The 15,515-nt window shown below is 57.5% G+C and carries 11 protein-coding genes; 7 read left to right on the top strand and 4 right to left on the bottom strand.

Features of this window, described 5'->3' with window-relative positions; all coding sequences use genetic code 11:
• Nucleotides 1–27 precede the first annotated feature (27 nt).
• The 4 genes from ccoP to ccoN are packed head-to-tail and all read right to left on the bottom strand — an operon-like array spanning nt 28 to nt 3,256.
• Nucleotides 28–1,011, bottom strand: a complete 984-nt coding sequence (ccoP, locus tag ACTG2G_RS00210; RefSeq protein WP_005351929.1) for a cytochrome-c oxidase, cbb3-type subunit III — start codon at nt 1,009–1,011, stop codon at nt 28–30.
• Complete coding sequence (locus tag ACTG2G_RS00205) at nt 1,011–1,190, bottom strand: CcoQ/FixQ family Cbb3-type cytochrome c oxidase assembly chaperone (protein ID WP_005336620.1); 180 nt, start codon at nt 1,188–1,190, stop codon at nt 1,011–1,013. Before ACTG2G_RS00205 ends, ccoP begins: the two co-directional genes overlap by 1 nt.
• 10 nt (nt 1,191–1,200) lie before the next feature.
• A complete protein-coding gene (ccoO, locus tag ACTG2G_RS00200; RefSeq protein WP_021230095.1) occupies nt 1,201–1,815 on the bottom strand; it encodes a cytochrome-c oxidase, cbb3-type subunit II in 615 nt (204 codons plus the stop codon).
• A gap of 16 nt (nt 1,816–1,831) precedes the next feature.
• Nucleotides 1,832–3,256, bottom strand: a complete 1,425-nt coding sequence (gene ccoN, locus ACTG2G_RS00195) for a cytochrome-c oxidase, cbb3-type subunit I (protein WP_005336616.1) — start codon at nt 3,254–3,256, stop codon at nt 1,832–1,834.
• Between the two features lie 281 nt (nt 3,257–3,537).
• Between ccoN and ACTG2G_RS00190 the strand changes: the two genes are divergently transcribed.
• The 7 genes from ACTG2G_RS00190 to ACTG2G_RS00160 all read left to right on the top strand — a co-directional run bounded on the left by ACTG2G_RS00190 (nt 3,538) and on the right by ACTG2G_RS00160 (nt 15,490).
• Nucleotides 3,538–3,999 (top strand): hypothetical protein, encoded by a 462-nt coding sequence (locus tag ACTG2G_RS00190; protein ID WP_139432897.1) that lies wholly within the window; start codon nt 3,538–3,540, stop codon nt 3,997–3,999.
• Between the two features lie 93 nt (nt 4,000–4,092).
• Complete coding sequence (locus ACTG2G_RS00185) at nt 4,093–4,551, top strand: GAF domain-containing protein (RefSeq protein WP_439984999.1); 459 nt, start codon at nt 4,093–4,095, stop codon at nt 4,549–4,551.
• Between the two features lie 102 nt (nt 4,552–4,653).
• The gene (gene proQ, locus ACTG2G_RS00180; protein WP_005351923.1) at nt 4,654–5,292 is read left to right on the top strand and encodes an RNA chaperone ProQ; all 639 of its coding nucleotides are present in this window, start codon (nt 4,654–4,656) and stop codon (nt 5,290–5,292) included.
• A gap of 8 nt (nt 5,293–5,300) precedes the next feature.
• Complete coding sequence (prc, locus tag ACTG2G_RS00175; RefSeq protein ID WP_005351922.1) at nt 5,301–7,316, top strand: carboxy terminal-processing peptidase; 2,016 nt, start codon at nt 5,301–5,303, stop codon at nt 7,314–7,316.
• 143 nt (nt 7,317–7,459) lie between these two features.
• Complete coding sequence (gene pepN, locus ACTG2G_RS00170) at nt 7,460–10,084, top strand: aminopeptidase N (protein ID WP_439984997.1); 2,625 nt, start codon at nt 7,460–7,462, stop codon at nt 10,082–10,084.
• 67 nt (nt 10,085–10,151) lie between these two features.
• Entirely contained in the window at nt 10,152–10,373 is a 222-nt protein-coding gene (locus tag ACTG2G_RS00165; protein WP_033136823.1) for a DUF2835 domain-containing protein, read from the top strand.
• Nucleotides 10,374–10,651: 278 nt separating this feature from the next.
• Nucleotides 10,652–15,490, top strand: coding sequence for an NAD-glutamate dehydrogenase (locus ACTG2G_RS00160; RefSeq protein ID WP_439984996.1), 4,839 nt, complete (start codon nt 10,652–10,654; stop codon nt 15,488–15,490).
• Nucleotides 15,491–15,515: the final 25 nt, after the last annotated feature.

The following is a 15,515-nucleotide window of genomic DNA, read 5'->3' as shown; positions in this document are numbered from 1 at the left end:
CACATGTTACAACGTTACGGGCGAACCTTATTTGGCAGACTGTTGATGAGACAGGCTGTAAACGTAGGAGGCCAGCAGGTGAACCTTGTCCTCACCCAGAATATCTTTCCAGGCTGGCATCACGCCGTGACGACCGTGGGTGATGGTTTGTACCACCACTTCGCGGGAGCCACCGTAGAGCCAGGTGTTGTTGGTCAGATCTGGCGCACCGACGGCAATACCGCCCTTGGCATCGGCCCCGTGGCAAGCTGCGCAGATGGCAAAGCGTGCTTCACCTTTCTTCGCTTCCACCAGGTCAACCTTGCGACCGGAGAGGCTCAGCACATAGGAGGCCACTTCCTGAACGCCATCTTTGCCGAGGATTTCACCCCAGGCCGCCATGATCCCCTGACGACCGCCCATGATGGTGGTCTTGATTTGATCAGGCTGGCCGCCCCATTGCCATTCGCTGTCGGTCAGGTTCGGGAAGCCGCGGCCACCACGGGCATCGGAGCCGTGGCACTGGGAGCAGTTCTGCAGGAACAGACGCTGACCCACTTTCAGGGCTTCCGGATCCTTGGCGATCTCGGTGATGGCACGATAGGTTTTGCCATCCGCTTCGTAGGTGAGTTCACGGAACTTGGCGCCGTAGATCTCGTCAGCCTTGGCGACCTCGCGGTCGTACTCCACCGCGCGACCTTCGGCCTTGGCCGATTCGGTTGCAGCCTTGGACTCGGCCAGCGAGCGCACGTCTTGGTTGGAACTTTGCCAGCCCAGCAGGCCTTTGAAGTTGCCAAGCCCCGGGAAGGCGATCAGATAGACCAGACCGGTGACGATGAAGAAGAGGAACATGTAAGTCCACCACTTCGGCAGCGGGTTGTTGATCTCCTCGATGCCATCGAAGGAGTGTCCCATCGATTTGCCTTCTTCAACACCCATCTTGTCCTTGCGGCACCACATCAGCAGCAAGAAGCAGCCGAGGATGGTTCCCAGACTGATGACAGTCACAAAAATGCTAAACAGAGTGCTCATTATTGTTTCGCTCCTGCGTTCTTTTTATCAGCACCGGGTTGCTCATCATCGGCAAAAACCAGATTGGCAGCCTCGTCGAAAGAGGTCTTGCGGCGTTTGCTGTAGGCCCAGACGATGATGCCAATCATGATGGCCATCAACAGCAGGGTATACAGACCGCGAAATGTGCCGTAGTCCATTTTCGCCTCCTTATTTCAGGGCATGACCCAGTGATTGCAGATAGGCCACCAGCGCATCCAGCTCGGTCTTGCCCTTGACGGCTTCGCCAGCACCCTGAATATCGGCGTCGGTATAGGGCACACCGAAGTGATCGCGGAACAGCGCCAGTTTTTTGCCGGTCATCTCGCCAGTCAGCACATTGGTATCAAGCCAGGGGTAGGCGGGCATGTTGGATTCCGGTACCACATCGCGCGGGTTGATCAGGTGAACCTTGTGCCACTCGTCGGAGTAGCGGCCACCAACACGGGCCAGATCCGGACCAGTACGCTTGGAGCCCCACAGGAAGGGGTGCTCCCAGACGCTCTCACCGGCGACCGAGTAGTGACCGTAACGCTCGGTTTCGGCACGGAACGGACGGATCATCTGGCTGTGGCAGTTGGTGCAGCCTTCGCGAATGAAGATGTCGCGTCCTTCCATCTGCAGAGCGGTGTAGGGCTTGAGGCCCTCCACCGGCTCGGTGGTTTGCTTTTGGAAGAACAGCGGAGTGATTTCAACCAGGCCCCCCAGACTGATGGCGAAGATGATGCCGACCACCAGCATGGGAACGCTTTTTTCAAATATTTCGTGACGGTTATTGTTGCTCATGGGTTGACCTCTTCAATCATGCTGGCTGGGCGACAGGTTCCAGAGAACCTTTGGGCGCAGTGATGGTGCGATAGGCGTTGTAAGCCATCAGCAACATGCCGGTGACGAAGAAGCAGCCACCCAGGAAGCGCACGAAATAGAAGGGATAGGATGCCTGCAGCGCTTCAACGAAGCTGTAGGTCAGGGTGCCGTCTTCGTTGACTGCACGCCACATCAGGCCCTGCATCACGCCGGAAATCCACATGGCAACGATGTAGAGCACGGTGCCCACGGTCGCCAGCCAGAAGTGAACGTTGATCAGCTTGACGCTGTACATCCGGCCCTGGCCGAACAGGTTCGGGATCAGGTGATAGACCGCACCGATGGAGACCATGGCAACCCAACCCAGCGCACCGGAGTGAACGTGACCAACGGTCCAGTCGGTGTAGTGGGAGAGGGCGTTGACGGTTTTGATCGCCATCATCGGGCCTTCGAAGGTCGACATGCCGTAGAAAGAGAGGGAGACGATCAGGAAGCGCAGGATGGGGTCATAACGCAGTTTGTGCCAGGCACCGGAGAGGGTCATGATGCCGTTGATCATGCCGCCCCAGGAAGGTACGAACAGGATCAGGGACATCACCATGCCGAGGGACTGTGCCCAGTCAGGCAGTGCGGTGTAGTGCAGGTGGTGCGGACCGGCCCAGATATAGAGGGAGATCAGCGCCCAGAAGTGCACGATGGAGAGGCGATAGGAGTAAACCGGACGACCGGCCTGCTTGGGCACGAAGTAGTACATCATCCCCAGAAAACCGGCGGTCAGCAGGAAGCCTACCGCGTTGTGGCCATACCACCACTGCACCATGGCGTCCATGGCGCCGGAGTACATGGAGTAGGACTTCATGCCGGAGAGCGGCACTTCCATGTTGTTGACAATGTGCAGCACCGCAACGGTGATGATGAAGGCGCCGAAGAACCAGTTCGCCACATAGATGTGGGAGGTGGTGCGCTTCATCAGGGTGCCGAAGAAGACGATGGCATAGGCGACCCATACCACAGTGATGGCGATATCAATCGGCCACTCCAGCTCGGCATACTCTTTGGCGGAGGTGTAACCCAGCGGCAGAGAGATGGCGGCAGAGAGAATGATTGCTTGCCAGCCCCAGAAGACGAAAGTAGCCAGCGGGCCACCAAACAGTCTGGTTTGACAGGTGCGCTGCACCACGTAAAACGAGGTGGCCATCAGTGCACTGACGCCGAAGGCGAAGATCACTGCGTTGGTATGGAGGGGCCGCAGACGACTGTAAGTCAGCCACGGGGTCTCGAAGTTGAGGGCAGGCCAGATCAACTGGGCTGCGATCAGTACGCCAACCGACATGCCGACAATTCCCCAGACAATCGTCATGACGGTAAACTGGCGAACAACGGTGTAGTTGTACTCAGGATGGTTAGTTGTATGGCTCATCGTTATATTCCGCTTCCGATGCTGCTGTTGTTTGGTTTTGTATCCGGAGGACCGGACTGGCTTCATCAGCCACCGCCGACCAGTTGTTAACATCTGTTAACGAAAGGAAAAGCAAAAGATGGCTAAATGAAAACTGCATGGGAATGATACTGAAGTGACAGGTAAAATAACAGTATAAACAGTGATATATTTGGCTCCGTCCGGTCTCGATATGGCAGTTTTTTACCTTGTTCGAGATCACAAAAAACTATTTTAATTGCATCTTAATCGGGCTGTTTTTGATGAAAGAGAGACTTACCGCACGTAAAGTTTTGCACCTCGTACTGGTATTGGCGCTGTTATTGGCGCTGATGGCTTATCGCACCTGGTTTTCGGCCGATAACAGCGTCTCTGCTGACCAGAAAAAAGATCAGATTTGTGATCTTTCCCACACCCCTTGCAGCGCGCTGATTGGTGACAAGTCGCTGACGGTCGCCATCAAGGAATTACCGCTGCGCGCCGAACATGACTTTGCCATCGCTATTACCGGCGGCGATCCGGCCATCAAACCGGTGAAAGCGACACTCGAAGGCAAAGATATGTTTATGGGCACCATTCCGGTGAGCTTTGAACAAATAGACGGACAGTGGCAGGGGGTGACCCAAGTGGGGAGCTGTACATCACCCGTCATGATCTGGTTGTTAAATATCGAGTGGAGTAATGGTCAACGCCAGCAATTGGCGCTTTCCGTTGCCCGGGAATAACGGCGCAAGAGGTGGGGAGTGGAAAAAATATTTGAAATTTCCCGGCCAGGCGTTACCTTCCCCAAACCATCAGGGAGTGAAGTTCATTTAATCATGATTGAAAAACAACCGTTTTATCGCATCCTCAACCAGCAGGCCAAGGCGCTGCTGGAGGGGGAAACCGATCTGATTGCCAATCTGGCCAACCTCTCCGCACTGCTGAATCAGGAGCTGGCGGAGATCAACTGGGTCGGTTTTTATCTGTTGCAGGGTGAGACCCTGGTATTGGGGCCATTTCAGGGCAAACCGGCTTGCGTACGGATCCCGGTCGGCCGTGGGGTGTGTGGTACCGCAGTGGCAGAGGGGAGAACCCAGCTCATTGACGATGTCCACCAGTTCGACGGTCACATCGCTTGCGATGGCGCGAGCAACTCGGAAATCGTGATCCCGGTGCGCCGTGGTGGCGAGATCATCGGGGTACTCGATATCGACAGTCCGATTTTTAACCGTTTCGACCAGCAAGACCGGATTGGCCTCGAAGAAACGGTGCAAATTTTGGAAAGCATGCTCTAAGTCATTGCTAGATGGTTCGCAAAAGGCCCCAAGCTCTCTATAATGGGGCCTTTGTTGTGCTCGGGACGTGCCCGTGCGTTTATATGAAAGCCAAGGTTATACATGGAAAACACTGAGAAGCTGAAGAACAGTAAAGAGATCGTTGCCTACCTGGTCGAGAAATTCCCGGCCTGCTTCGTTGCTGAAGGAGAGGCCAAGCCGCTCAAGATTGGCATCTTCCAGGATTTGGCCGAGCGTCTTGCTGACGATGCCAGAGTCTCCAAGACCATGCTGCGTTCCGCACTGCGTCAATACACCTCCAGCTGGCGCTACCTGCACGGTCTCAAAGCTGGCCAGGCTCGCGTTGATCTGGATGGCAACCCGGGCGAGCTGCTGACCGAAGAGCACATCGAGCACGCCAAGCAAGCTCTTAAAGAGAGCAAAGAGCGCGTATTCGCCAGCCGTCGTACCAATACCAAAGAGAAGGATGAGAAGGCCAAGAAGCCCCGTCGTCCTGCTGTGCGCAAAACCGAGAAAGCTGATGTAGCTGCCAAGCCGAAAGCTGCCGCCAAGGCACCGGTCGCTGACGCTCCGCTGGTTAAAGTGGATGCCGCTACGCTGAAAGTGGGCCAGGATGTGCGCGTCGTTATGGGTAAATTCCCGGTTCCGGCAACCATCAAGGAAGTAACCAAGGACGATGTACAGGTCCAACTGCAGACCGGCATGATGGTGCGGGTCAAATCAGAGCACTTGGTTCTCTAAGGAGACAAATGTTGAAGCATGGCGTAATTCGTTTTTCCCTCGTTGCCTGTAGCCTGGCGCTTGCCGGGCTTGCACAGGCCATCGAGCCGGTGCTCAAGGAGAGTGATTTGCCTGTGTTGGCTCAAGAGAGCCAACATGCTACGGCCAGCAAGCGAATTACCAATCTGTTTACCCGCTCGCACTACAAACAGTTCAAGCTGGACGATGCCTTTTCCTCCGTGATTTTTGATAAATATCTGGAGAATCTGGACTACAGCCGCAACCTGTTTTTGGCCTCTGATATCAGCCGTTTTGAAAAGTACCGTAACGGTTTTGACACCGACCTCGAAAGAGGCCGTCTGGCTCCCGCCTACGAGATGTTCAACCTGAGTCAGCAGCGGCGTTATGAGCGGTTCGAATACGCCCTCAAACTGCTTGATACTCCTTTCGATTTTACCCAGACCGACAACTATGTGTTTGATCGGGAAGGGGCGGCTTGGCCCAAAGATGAAGCAGAGCTCAACGAGCTGTGGCGTCAGCGGGTCAAGTTCGATGCCCTGAGCCTCAAGCTCAGTGGCAAGGAGTGGCCCGAGATCAAGGAGCTGCTTGGCAAGCGTTACAACAATGCCATCAAGCGGATGTCCCAGACCGAGAGTGAGGATGTCTTCCAGCTCTTCATGAACTCCTTCGCTCGCGCCATCGAACCGCACACCAGTTACCTCTCACCGCGCAGTGCCGATCGTTTCAACACCGAGATGAACCTTTCGCTGGAGGGGATCGGTGCCGTGTTGCAGGCGGAAGATGACTTTACCGTCATCCGTTCTTTGGTGCCCGGTGGCCCGGCTGCCAAATCCAACCACCTCAAACCCGATGACAAGATCACCGGGGTAGGGCAGGAAGATGGCAAGATTGTCGATGTGATCGGCTGGCGTCTTGATGACGTGGTCGAGCTCATCAAGGGGCCCAAAGGGAGCAAGGTCAAGCTGGAGATCCAGCGCGGCAAGGGCGCAACCGCCAAGACCGAGCAGATCGAGCTGACCCGCGACAAGGTGCGCCTTGAAGACCGGGCTGCCAAGTCCAAGGTGATTAACGCCGAAGGCAAGAAGATTGGCGTCATCGAGATCCCGAGTTTCTACGTCAATCTGCACGATGACGTGATCAAGGAGCTCTCCAGCCTGAACAAGAAGAAGATCGATGGCTTGATCATTGATCTGCGCGGTAACGGCGGCGGCGCCCTGACTGAAGCTTCCGCCCTCAGCGGTCTCTTCTTTGCCAGCGGTCCCGTGGTGCAAATTCGTGATCACATGGGCCGTATCACGGTCAATGGCGATGACGATGGCAACGTCTACTACGGCGGCCCGATGTCGGTGATGATAGACCGCTACAGTGCCTCGGCCTCCGAGATCTTCGCTGCCGCCATGCAGGATTATGGCCGCGCGTTGATTCTGGGTGAAAACTCGTTCGGCAAGGGGACGGTGCAGCAGCATCGCAGTCTCGCCAAGGTCTATGACTTCTACGAGCAGCCGCTCGGTCACGTGCAGTACACCATCGCCAAGTTCTACCGGATCGACGGTGGCAGCACCCAGAACAAGGGCGTTGCGCCGGATATCAGCTTCCCGACACCGGTTGCTCCGGAAGAGACGGGCGAAAGCCGTGAGTTCAATGCGTTGCCGTGGGACAAGATTGCCTCCGCCAACTACGAGAAACTCGGCAACTTCGCCAGTGTACTGCCCAAGTTGCAGGCGGCGCACGATGCCCGGATCGCCAAGGATCCCGAGTTTGCCTATGTGATGCAGGACATCGCCGACTACAAGGAGGAGAAAGACAAGAAGTCGGTCTCCCTCAACGAGGCGGAGCGTGTTGCAGAGCAGGCGAAACAGGATGAGAAAGCGCTCAAACGTACCAACGAGCGTCTGGCACGTCTTGGCAAGCCTGCGGTGAAGAGTCTGGATGAACTGCCCGCTGATTTTGAAGCGCCCGATGAGTATCTCATCGAAGCGGCCAATATCACGGCAGATCTGGCCAAGGTCAGCAAACGCAGCTGACAAGGCACCTCCAATGCACAAGGGCGACTGCGGTCGCCCTTTCTTTTTGTCTGGCGTATCTGGCGTAATGCAAATTGTTTGACCCCGCCAGTTGGTTGTGACAGCCTCTTTCTCGCCTTTAACAAGCGTGGAAGCAGACAATAATGACCGATCACTCCCAGGCCATGACGGCCAAATATCGCCAGGATTATCAGGCGCCGCTCTACTGGATCGACACCATCGACCTCGATTTCCAACTGCAGGAGCCGCTGACCCAGGTCACCGCCATCACCCGCATTCGTCGCAACGGCGAGCACAATGCGCCGCTCGTCCTCGATGGTGAGCAGCTGACCCTCAAGAGCGTTGCCATTGATGGCATTCCCTGTGACCACTACGAGCAAGGCGAGAGCAGTCTGACCCTGTTCAACCTGCCGGCCGAATGTGTGCTCACCATTGTCACCCTGCTGGATCCGGCCGCCAACACCGCGCTGGAAGGGCTCTACAAATCGGGTGATGCCTACTGTACCCAGTGTGAAGCGGAGGGCTTTCGCCGCATTACCTACTATCTGGACCGCCCCGACATTCTGGCGCGTTACAGCACCCGCATTACCGCCGACAAAGCTCAGTTCCCCTTCCTGCTCTCCAACGGCAACAAGGTAGATAGCGGCGATCTGGGCGACGGCCGCCATTTCGTGCAGTGGCAGGATCCTTTCCCCAAACCGAGCTACCTGTTTGCGCTGGTGGCCGGCGATTTCGATGTGGAGCGCAACCACTACACCACCAAGAGCGGCCGCAAGGTGGCCCTCGAGATCTTCGTCGACAAGGGCAACCTCGATCGCGCCGGTTTTGCCATGGAGAGCCTCATCAACTCCATGCGCTGGGACGAACAGCGTTTCGGCCTTGAGTATGATCTTGACATCTACATGATCGTTGCGGTGGACTTCTTCAACATGGGCGCCATGGAGAACAAGGGGCTCAACATCTTCAACTCCAAGTTCGTGCTGGCCAATCCGGACACCGCCACTGACAGCGACTACCACGGTATCGAACGGGTGATCGGCCACGAATATTTCCACAACTGGACCGGCAACCGCGTCACCTGTCGTGACTGGTTCCAGCTCAGCCTGAAAGAGGGGCTGACGGTATTTCGGGATCAGGAGTTCTCCTCCGACCTGGGCTCCCGTGGCGTCAACCGCATCAACAACGTGCGTACCGTCCGCGGCCCGCAGTTTGCCGAAGATGCCGGCCCCATGGCGCACCCGATCCGCCCGGATGTGGTGATCGAGATGAACAACTTCTACACCCTCACCGTCTACGAGAAGGGCTCGGAAGTGATCCGCATGATGCACACCCTGCTGGGGGAAGATGCCTTCCAGGCCGGTATGCGTCTCTACTTCGAGCGTCACGACGGCTCGGCCGCTACTTGCGATGATTTCGTGCAGGCAATGGAGGATGCGTCCGGTGTCGATCTTGGCCGTTTCCGCCGCTGGTACAGTCAGTCCGGCACCCCCGAGCTGACCGTGACCGACGAGTATGATGCCGCCAGCGGTATCTATCGCCTTCATGTGAGCCAGCATACCCCGCCGACTCAGGATCAACCGCAAAAGCTGCCGCTGCATATCCCCCTCGATATCGAGCTTTATGACGAGCAGGGTGCCGTCATTGCTCTGCAGTATCAGGGCAAGGCCATCGGCAACGTGCTTGACGTGCTGGAAGCGGAGCAGACTTTCGAATTCGATCGGGTGCCGGTCAAGCCGGTTCCTTCTCTGCTTCGGAACTTCTCTGCGCCGGTCAAGCTGCACTATGACTACAGCGACGAAGCGCTCGCCTTCCTGATGCGCTTTGCCCGCAACGAGTTTGCCCGCTGGGATGCGGCCCAGATGCTGATCAACAAAGCGGTCATCGACGGGGTGGCGCGGGTCCAGCACGGGCAGGGGGTTGAGCTCTCCCAAACCCTGCTGGCCGCCTTCGTCGCCATTCTGGACGACAGTGAACTGGATTTGGCCCTCAAGGCGGAGATCCTGGCGCTGCCCAGTGAGGCGACCCTGGCCGAGCTGTTCGAGGTGGCCGATATCGATGCCATTCATCAGGTGCGCAACGCGATCCACACCCGTCTTGCCGAGGCCTTTGGCGCACGCTTGGCGGCGACCTATCAGAGCCTGCGTCTGAATGGTTATCAGGTGGTGCATGCCGACATGGCCAAACGGGCCCTCAAAGGGGTGGTGCTCGGCTATCTGGCTGCGCTGGATGCGGAGCATGCTGATGCGCTGGTGCGCGAGCAGTATGCAACTGCCGACAACATGACCGACACCCTGGCGGCACTGCAGGTGGCCAACGGCTATCTGTTGCCATGCCGCGCTGCGCTGCTGGCCGATTTTGAAGGCAAGTGGGCCAAGGATGGACTGGTGCTGGACAACTGGCTGCGGCTGATTGGTAGCAAACCGGCTGCCGATGTGCTTAGCGAAGTGAAACAGGCGATGAATCACCCCACTTTCAGCATTCGCAATCCGAACCGGCTGCGGGCGCTGATCGGCAGCTTCGCCATGAGCAATCAGGTGCAGTTCCATGCGGTGGATGGCAGCGGTTACCGCTTCCTGACCGATTTGCTGATCGAGCTCAACGAGGTCAATCCGCAGGTGGCCTCCCGCCTTATCACTCCGCTTATCCAGTTCAAGCGACTGGATGAGGCGCGCAAGGCCCTGATCCGCGCCGAGCTGACCCGTCTTGCCAACCTTGAGGGGCTGGCACGGGATCTGTTCGAGAAGGTAAGCAAGGCGCTGCAGCAGTAAGTATCGACGGGGCAGGGGCGTTAACGCTCTTGCCCCACATTGATGTGCCGTGTGATCAGGAGCAAGTGTGAAGCAGTTTACTTTTCGGCTCTCATTGAGCAGTGATGAGGTGATGCTGATGTATCAGGGCCATGCCAGACGGCTGGTGGTGCGCAGCGAACAGGGATTGACCCTGGAGCTTGGCATAGAAAAAATACGGCCCTTTGTCGCCATCAATGGTGTGCATGGCTATTTTCGGCTGAAAACCCAGGACGATTACCGCTTTATCAGCCTCGAACGCATAAATTAACAAAAATAGAACAGATTACCGACTGTTTATCTGCTTTGTGTCACTATCTATCCGGTAAACTGGCACAAAGGTAGTGGGAATTTCTGTATTTTTGGTTATTTACAAAATTTCTCACAGTTTAAGCCGTGATCTGCACCTTGTTTTTAACATCTCGTTAGCACCTTTCCTCGCCTTCCCTTATCCAAGCCATTACACTTCGCAACAACTCTGCACCAGCGGGTAACCAGGGTGGTTGCCTCTGCGTCGGTGGTTAATGTCGTCCGATAAGGAATATAAAAATGGCATTGAAAGACGCCCCTACCTCAGTTCTGCTCGAAAACGTTCTCAGCCTGATCCATCAGAAGTTGCCCAAAAACAGTGCCTCTCTGGTCGAGCGCTTCGTTGCCAAGTTCTACGGCAACATGGCGAGCTCCGACCTGCACGATCGCAATGACAGCGATCTCTATGGCGCGGCCCTGAGCCTGTGGAATGCTCTCAATCAGCGCAGCGGTACCGATCCCTACATCCGGGTCTACAACCCCGAGCTGACCCGTCACGGCTGGCAATCGCCACATACCATCGTCGAGGTGATCCTGCAGGACTCGCCCTTCCTAGTGGACTCCATCCGGATGGCGCTTAAACGGCTCAATATCACCGCCCACATGATGCTGCACCAACCGCTGCACCTGATTCGTGGAGCGGATGGCAAGATTGACGCCATTCTGGAACTCGACAACACCGACGGGCAGACCTCGGTTGAAACAGCATTCCTTATCGAGATCGATCACCTCACCAGCGAGGAGCAGATGGCCGCGCTGGCTACCGAGCTCAACTCCGTGGCCGGTGAAGTGGCGCTGGCAGTCGGCGACTGGCAGCCCATGCTGGCCAAGCTCAATGAGATCATCGACGAATTGCCCAAGCGCAAGCACCCGGTCAGCAAGGAGGAAGTGGCTTCCTGCGTTGCCTTCCTCAAATGGGTGGCTGCCCACAACTTCACCCTGATGGGCTATCGCCGTTACGACGTCAAGGCAGTGGAGGGGGATCACGAGATCCTGCCGCAGGCTAGCTCCAGCCTGGGGCTGATGAAAAACTCCATCAAGGAGGTGGGCCAGCGCCTTGGCAACATGCCGGCCAGCGCCCGTCACGCCGCCCTGAGTTCTGACCTGCTGATCCTCACCAAATCCAACAGCAAGTCCCGGGTGCACCGTCCGGCCTATGTGGATTACATTGGCATCAAGCGCTTCGACGAGCACGGCAAGGTGATCGGGGAAGATCGCTTCATCGGCCTCTACGCCTCTTCCATTTACAACACCAGCGCGACCCAGATCCCGCTCATCAGCCATCGTCTCGAGCGCATCATGGCCGCCTCCGGCCATGAGAAGGGCTCCCACGCCTACAAGGCGCTGCTCAACGTGCTGGAAACCTATCCCCGTGACGAACTGATCCAGGCTCGTGAAGAGGAGCTGCTGGCCACCGGTCTTGGGGTGCTGGAGATGCAGGAGCGGGACATGCTGCGGCTGTTCGTGCGCCGGGATGTGTACGGCCGTTTCTTCTCCTGCATGGTCTATGTCACCAAGGAGCGCTACAACACGGCGCTGCGGATCAAGACCCAGCAAATATTGCAGAAGTATTTTGGCAGCAACGAAGAGGTGGAGTTCAACGTCTACTTCACCGAAGGCGTGCTGGCGCGGACCCACTACATAGTGCGGGTCAATAACAACAACGTGGATGTGGATGTGAACGAAGTGCAGAACAACCTGATTGAAGCGGCCCGCAGCTGGGACGACAGACTCGACTCCGTGCTGCTTTCCCATTATGGCGAGGCCCGTGGCAACGAGCTGCGCCGCCGTTTCAGCACCGCCTTCCCCCGTGCTTACAAGGAAGATGTGCTGCCGGGCTCTGCTGTGGCCGACATCATGGCGCTCGATAACCTGAGTGAAGCCGAGCCGCTGGGCATGCTGTTCTACCGCGCGCAGGAGGAGGAGAACGATCGTCGGGTACGGCTCAAACTGTTCCATCGCACCGAACCCATTCACCTCTCCGATGTGCTGCCGATGCTGGAGAACATGGGACTGAGGGTGATCGGCGAGACCCCGTATCAGGTACGCACTCCGGCTGGCGATCTGTTCTGGATCCTCGACTTCTCCATGTTGCTGCATGGCGAGCAGCCCTTTGATCTGGCCCAGAGCCAGCAGCGCTTCCAGCAGGCGTTTGCCGCCATCTGGAACAAGCAGCTGGAAGATGATGGCTTCAACCGGCTGGTATTGGGGGCGGGTCTCACTGGCCGTCAGGTCTCTGTGCTGCGCGCTTACGCCAAATACATGCGCCAGACTGGCGTCTCCTTCAGCCAGTCCTATATCGAAGAGACCCTGACCCGTTATCCCGATATCGCCCAATTGCTGTTTACCCTGTTCGAACAGCGCCTGGATCCTGCCAGCAAGCAGGACGTCAAGGTACAGGCCAAGCTGCACGAGGAGCTTGCCGCCAAGCTGGATCAGGTGGCCAACCTGGACGACGATCGCATCATTCGCCGCTATGTGGAGATGATCGACGCTACCCTGCGCACCAACTACTACCAGCTGGACAAGGCGGGCAGCATCAAGCCCTACATCTCCTTCAAACTGGCTCCCTCCAGCATTACCGACATGCCGCTGCCGCTGCCGAAATTCGAGATCTTCGTCTACTCACCGCGGGTGGAAGGGGTGCATCTGCGCTGGGGCAAGGTCGCCCGTGGTGGCCTGCGCTGGTCCGATCGCAAAGAGGACTTCCGCACCGAGGTATTGGGCTTGGTGAAAGCCCAACAGGTGAAGAACACCGTCATCGTACCAGTGGGGGCCAAGGGCGGCTTCTACTGCAAACAGATGCCGGTGGGGGCAACCCGCGCCGTCATTCAGGAGGAGGGAAAGGCCTGTTATCGCCTGTTTATTCGCGGTCTGCTCGATGTGACTGACAACATCATTAGCGGCGAGGTGATCCCGCCGACATCCGTGGTGCGTCACGACGAGGATGACTACTACCTGGTGGTCGCCGCCGACAAGGGCACGGCGACCTTCTCCGACATCGCCAACGAAATAAGCCTCGAATACGGCCACTGGCTCGGCGATGCGTTCGCCTCCGGCGGCTCGGTCGGTTACGACCACAAGAAGATGGGTATCACCGCCCGTGGTGCCTGGGAGTCGGTCAAGCGGCATTTTCGTGAAATTGGCGTCAACTGCCAGACCAGCGACTTCACTTGCGTGGGGATTGGGGACATGGCCGGCGACGTGTTCGGCAACGGCATGCTGCTCTCCGAACACACCCGGCTGGTGGGCGCGTTCAACCACATGCACATCTTCGTCGACCCCACTCCGGATGCGGCCAAGAGTTTTGTCGAGCGCCAGCGCCTGTTCGATCTGCCGGGCTCCAGCTGGGATGACTACAACCGCGAGCTGATATCACAAGGGGGCGGCATCTTCCTGCGCTCGGCCAAGTCCATCAAGCTGAGCCCCGAGATCCAGATCCTGCTCGGCACCGACAAGGCCAGCATGGCCCCGAACGAGCTTATCAAGGCGCTGCTTTGCCTCAATGTCGACCTGCTGTGGAATGGCGGCATTGGCACCTATGTGAAGAGCGCTCGCGAGAGCGATGGGGAAGTGGGCGATCGCAGCAACGACGCACTGCGAGTCAATGGTCGCGATCTGCGGGCCCGTATCGTGGGTGAGGGGGGCAACCTCGGCTTTACCCAGCTTGGTCGGGTGGAGTACGCCAGTCAGGGCGGTCGCATCAATACCGATTTTACCGACAACGTGGGTGGGGTGGATTGCTCTGATAACGAGGTGAACATCAAGATCCTGCTGAACCAATTGGTGGCGGCCGGTGACCTGACCCTCAAGCAGCGCAACCAGATGCTCTACGAGATGACCGACGACGTGGCGCAGATTGTCATCACCAACGCCTATCGCCAGTCCCAGTCCATCTCGGTCACCAGCTTCCGAGGTTCTGAACAACTCAAAGAGCAGCAGCGCTTTATTCAGGGGCTGGAGCGGGAAGGCAAGCTCGATCGTGCACTGGAGTTCCTGCCATCCGATGAGGAGCTCTCCGAGCGGATGGCGGCAGGGCAGGGGCTGACCCGCCCCGAACTGGCGGTGTTGGTAGCGTACGGCAAGATGGTACTGAAAGAGCAGCTCAACTGCCCGGAAGTGACCGACGAGCCCTTCCTCGCCAACATGCTGCTCACCAGCTTCCCGGCCAAGGTGCAGCAGCAGTTTGGTGCCCAGCTGGCCGATCACCCGTTACGCGGCGAGATCATCGCTACCCGGGTGGCCAACATGCTGGTTAACGACATGGGGCTCAACTTCGCCAGTCGGATGAAGGACGAGACCGGTGCCTCGGTCGCCGAAGTGGCCTGCTGCTTTGCCATGGCCCGCGAAGTGTTTGGTATGAACCAGCTGTGGCGCGATATCGAAGGGTGCGACAACCTGGTGGATGCCCAGACTCAGCTCGAGCTGATGTTCTACAGCCGCCGCATCGTGCGCCGTGCCACCCGCTGGTTCCTGCGCGCCCGTAATCGTAGCTGGAGTATCAGCGAGAACATCGACTTCTTCCGTCCGGCGTTCGAGACCTTAGGGAAGCACCTCTACGAGGTGATGGATGAGAGCGAAGTGGCCGAGCATCGTCAGGCTGTTGCCAAGTGGATGGAGAAACAGGTGCCTGAGGCCATTGCCCGTCAGGTCGCCCATATGAGCAGCCTCTTCTCCAGCCTGGATCTGGCGCAGATTGCCGCGGAGCACAAGACCGATATCCTGCGCGCCGCCAATGTCTACTATCGCCTCGGAGCCAAACTGGATCTGCACTGGTTCCTCGACCAGATCAACCATCAGCCGGTCGGCAACCACTGGCAGGCGATGGCGCGAGCCTCCTTCCGCGAAGATCTGGACTGGCAGCAGCGCAGTCTCACTTCTGTGGTACTGGAAGGGTGCAAAGATCAGGGAGAATGCGCTACCATACTGGCCGACTGGATTTCGGAGCATGAGCAACTCTTGTCCCGTTGGACCCACATGTTGGCCGACTTCAAGACCACCAGCACCCACGAGTTCGCCAAGTTCTCGGTGGCCTTGCGAGAGTTGAACCTGCTCCAGTTGAATTGTCGGGCACTTTAATTGCCAGATTAAGGCATGACACCGA

It is taken from the genome of Aeromonas sp. 55A, from assembly GCF_051919665.1.
GTDB lineage: Bacteria > Pseudomonadota > Gammaproteobacteria > Enterobacterales > Aeromonadaceae > Aeromonas > Aeromonas veronii.
This window is presented reverse-complemented; position numbering and strand designations above follow the sequence as displayed.

Excerpts from the sequence above, each read along its gene's own strand:
- ccoP (WP_005351929.1), bottom strand. The coding sequence starts at position 1,011 with ATGAGCACTCTGTTTAGCATTTTTGTGACTGTCATCAGTCTGGGAACC.
- ACTG2G_RS00205 (WP_005336620.1), bottom strand. The coding sequence starts at position 1,190 with ATGGACTACGGCACATTTCGCGGTCTGTATACCCTGCTGTTGATGGCC.
- ccoO (WP_021230095.1), bottom strand. The coding sequence starts at position 1,815 with ATGAGCAACAATAACCGTCACGAAATATTTGAAAAAAGCGTTCCCATG.
- ccoN (WP_005336616.1), bottom strand. The coding sequence starts at position 3,256 with ATGAGCCATACAACTAACCATCCTGAGTACAACTACACCGTTGTTCGC.
- ACTG2G_RS00190 (WP_139432897.1), top strand. The coding sequence starts at position 3,538 with ATGAAAGAGAGACTTACCGCACGTAAAGTTTTGCACCTCGTACTGGTA.
- ACTG2G_RS00185 (WP_439984999.1), top strand. The coding sequence starts at position 4,093 with ATGATTGAAAAACAACCGTTTTATCGCATCCTCAACCAGCAGGCCAAG.
- proQ (WP_005351923.1), top strand. The coding sequence starts at position 4,654 with ATGGAAAACACTGAGAAGCTGAAGAACAGTAAAGAGATCGTTGCCTAC.
- prc (WP_005351922.1), top strand. The coding sequence starts at position 5,301 with ATGTTGAAGCATGGCGTAATTCGTTTTTCCCTCGTTGCCTGTAGCCTG.
- pepN (WP_439984997.1), top strand. The coding sequence starts at position 7,460 with ATGACCGATCACTCCCAGGCCATGACGGCCAAATATCGCCAGGATTAT.
- ACTG2G_RS00160 (WP_439984996.1), top strand. The coding sequence starts at position 10,652 with ATGGCATTGAAAGACGCCCCTACCTCAGTTCTGCTCGAAAACGTTCTC.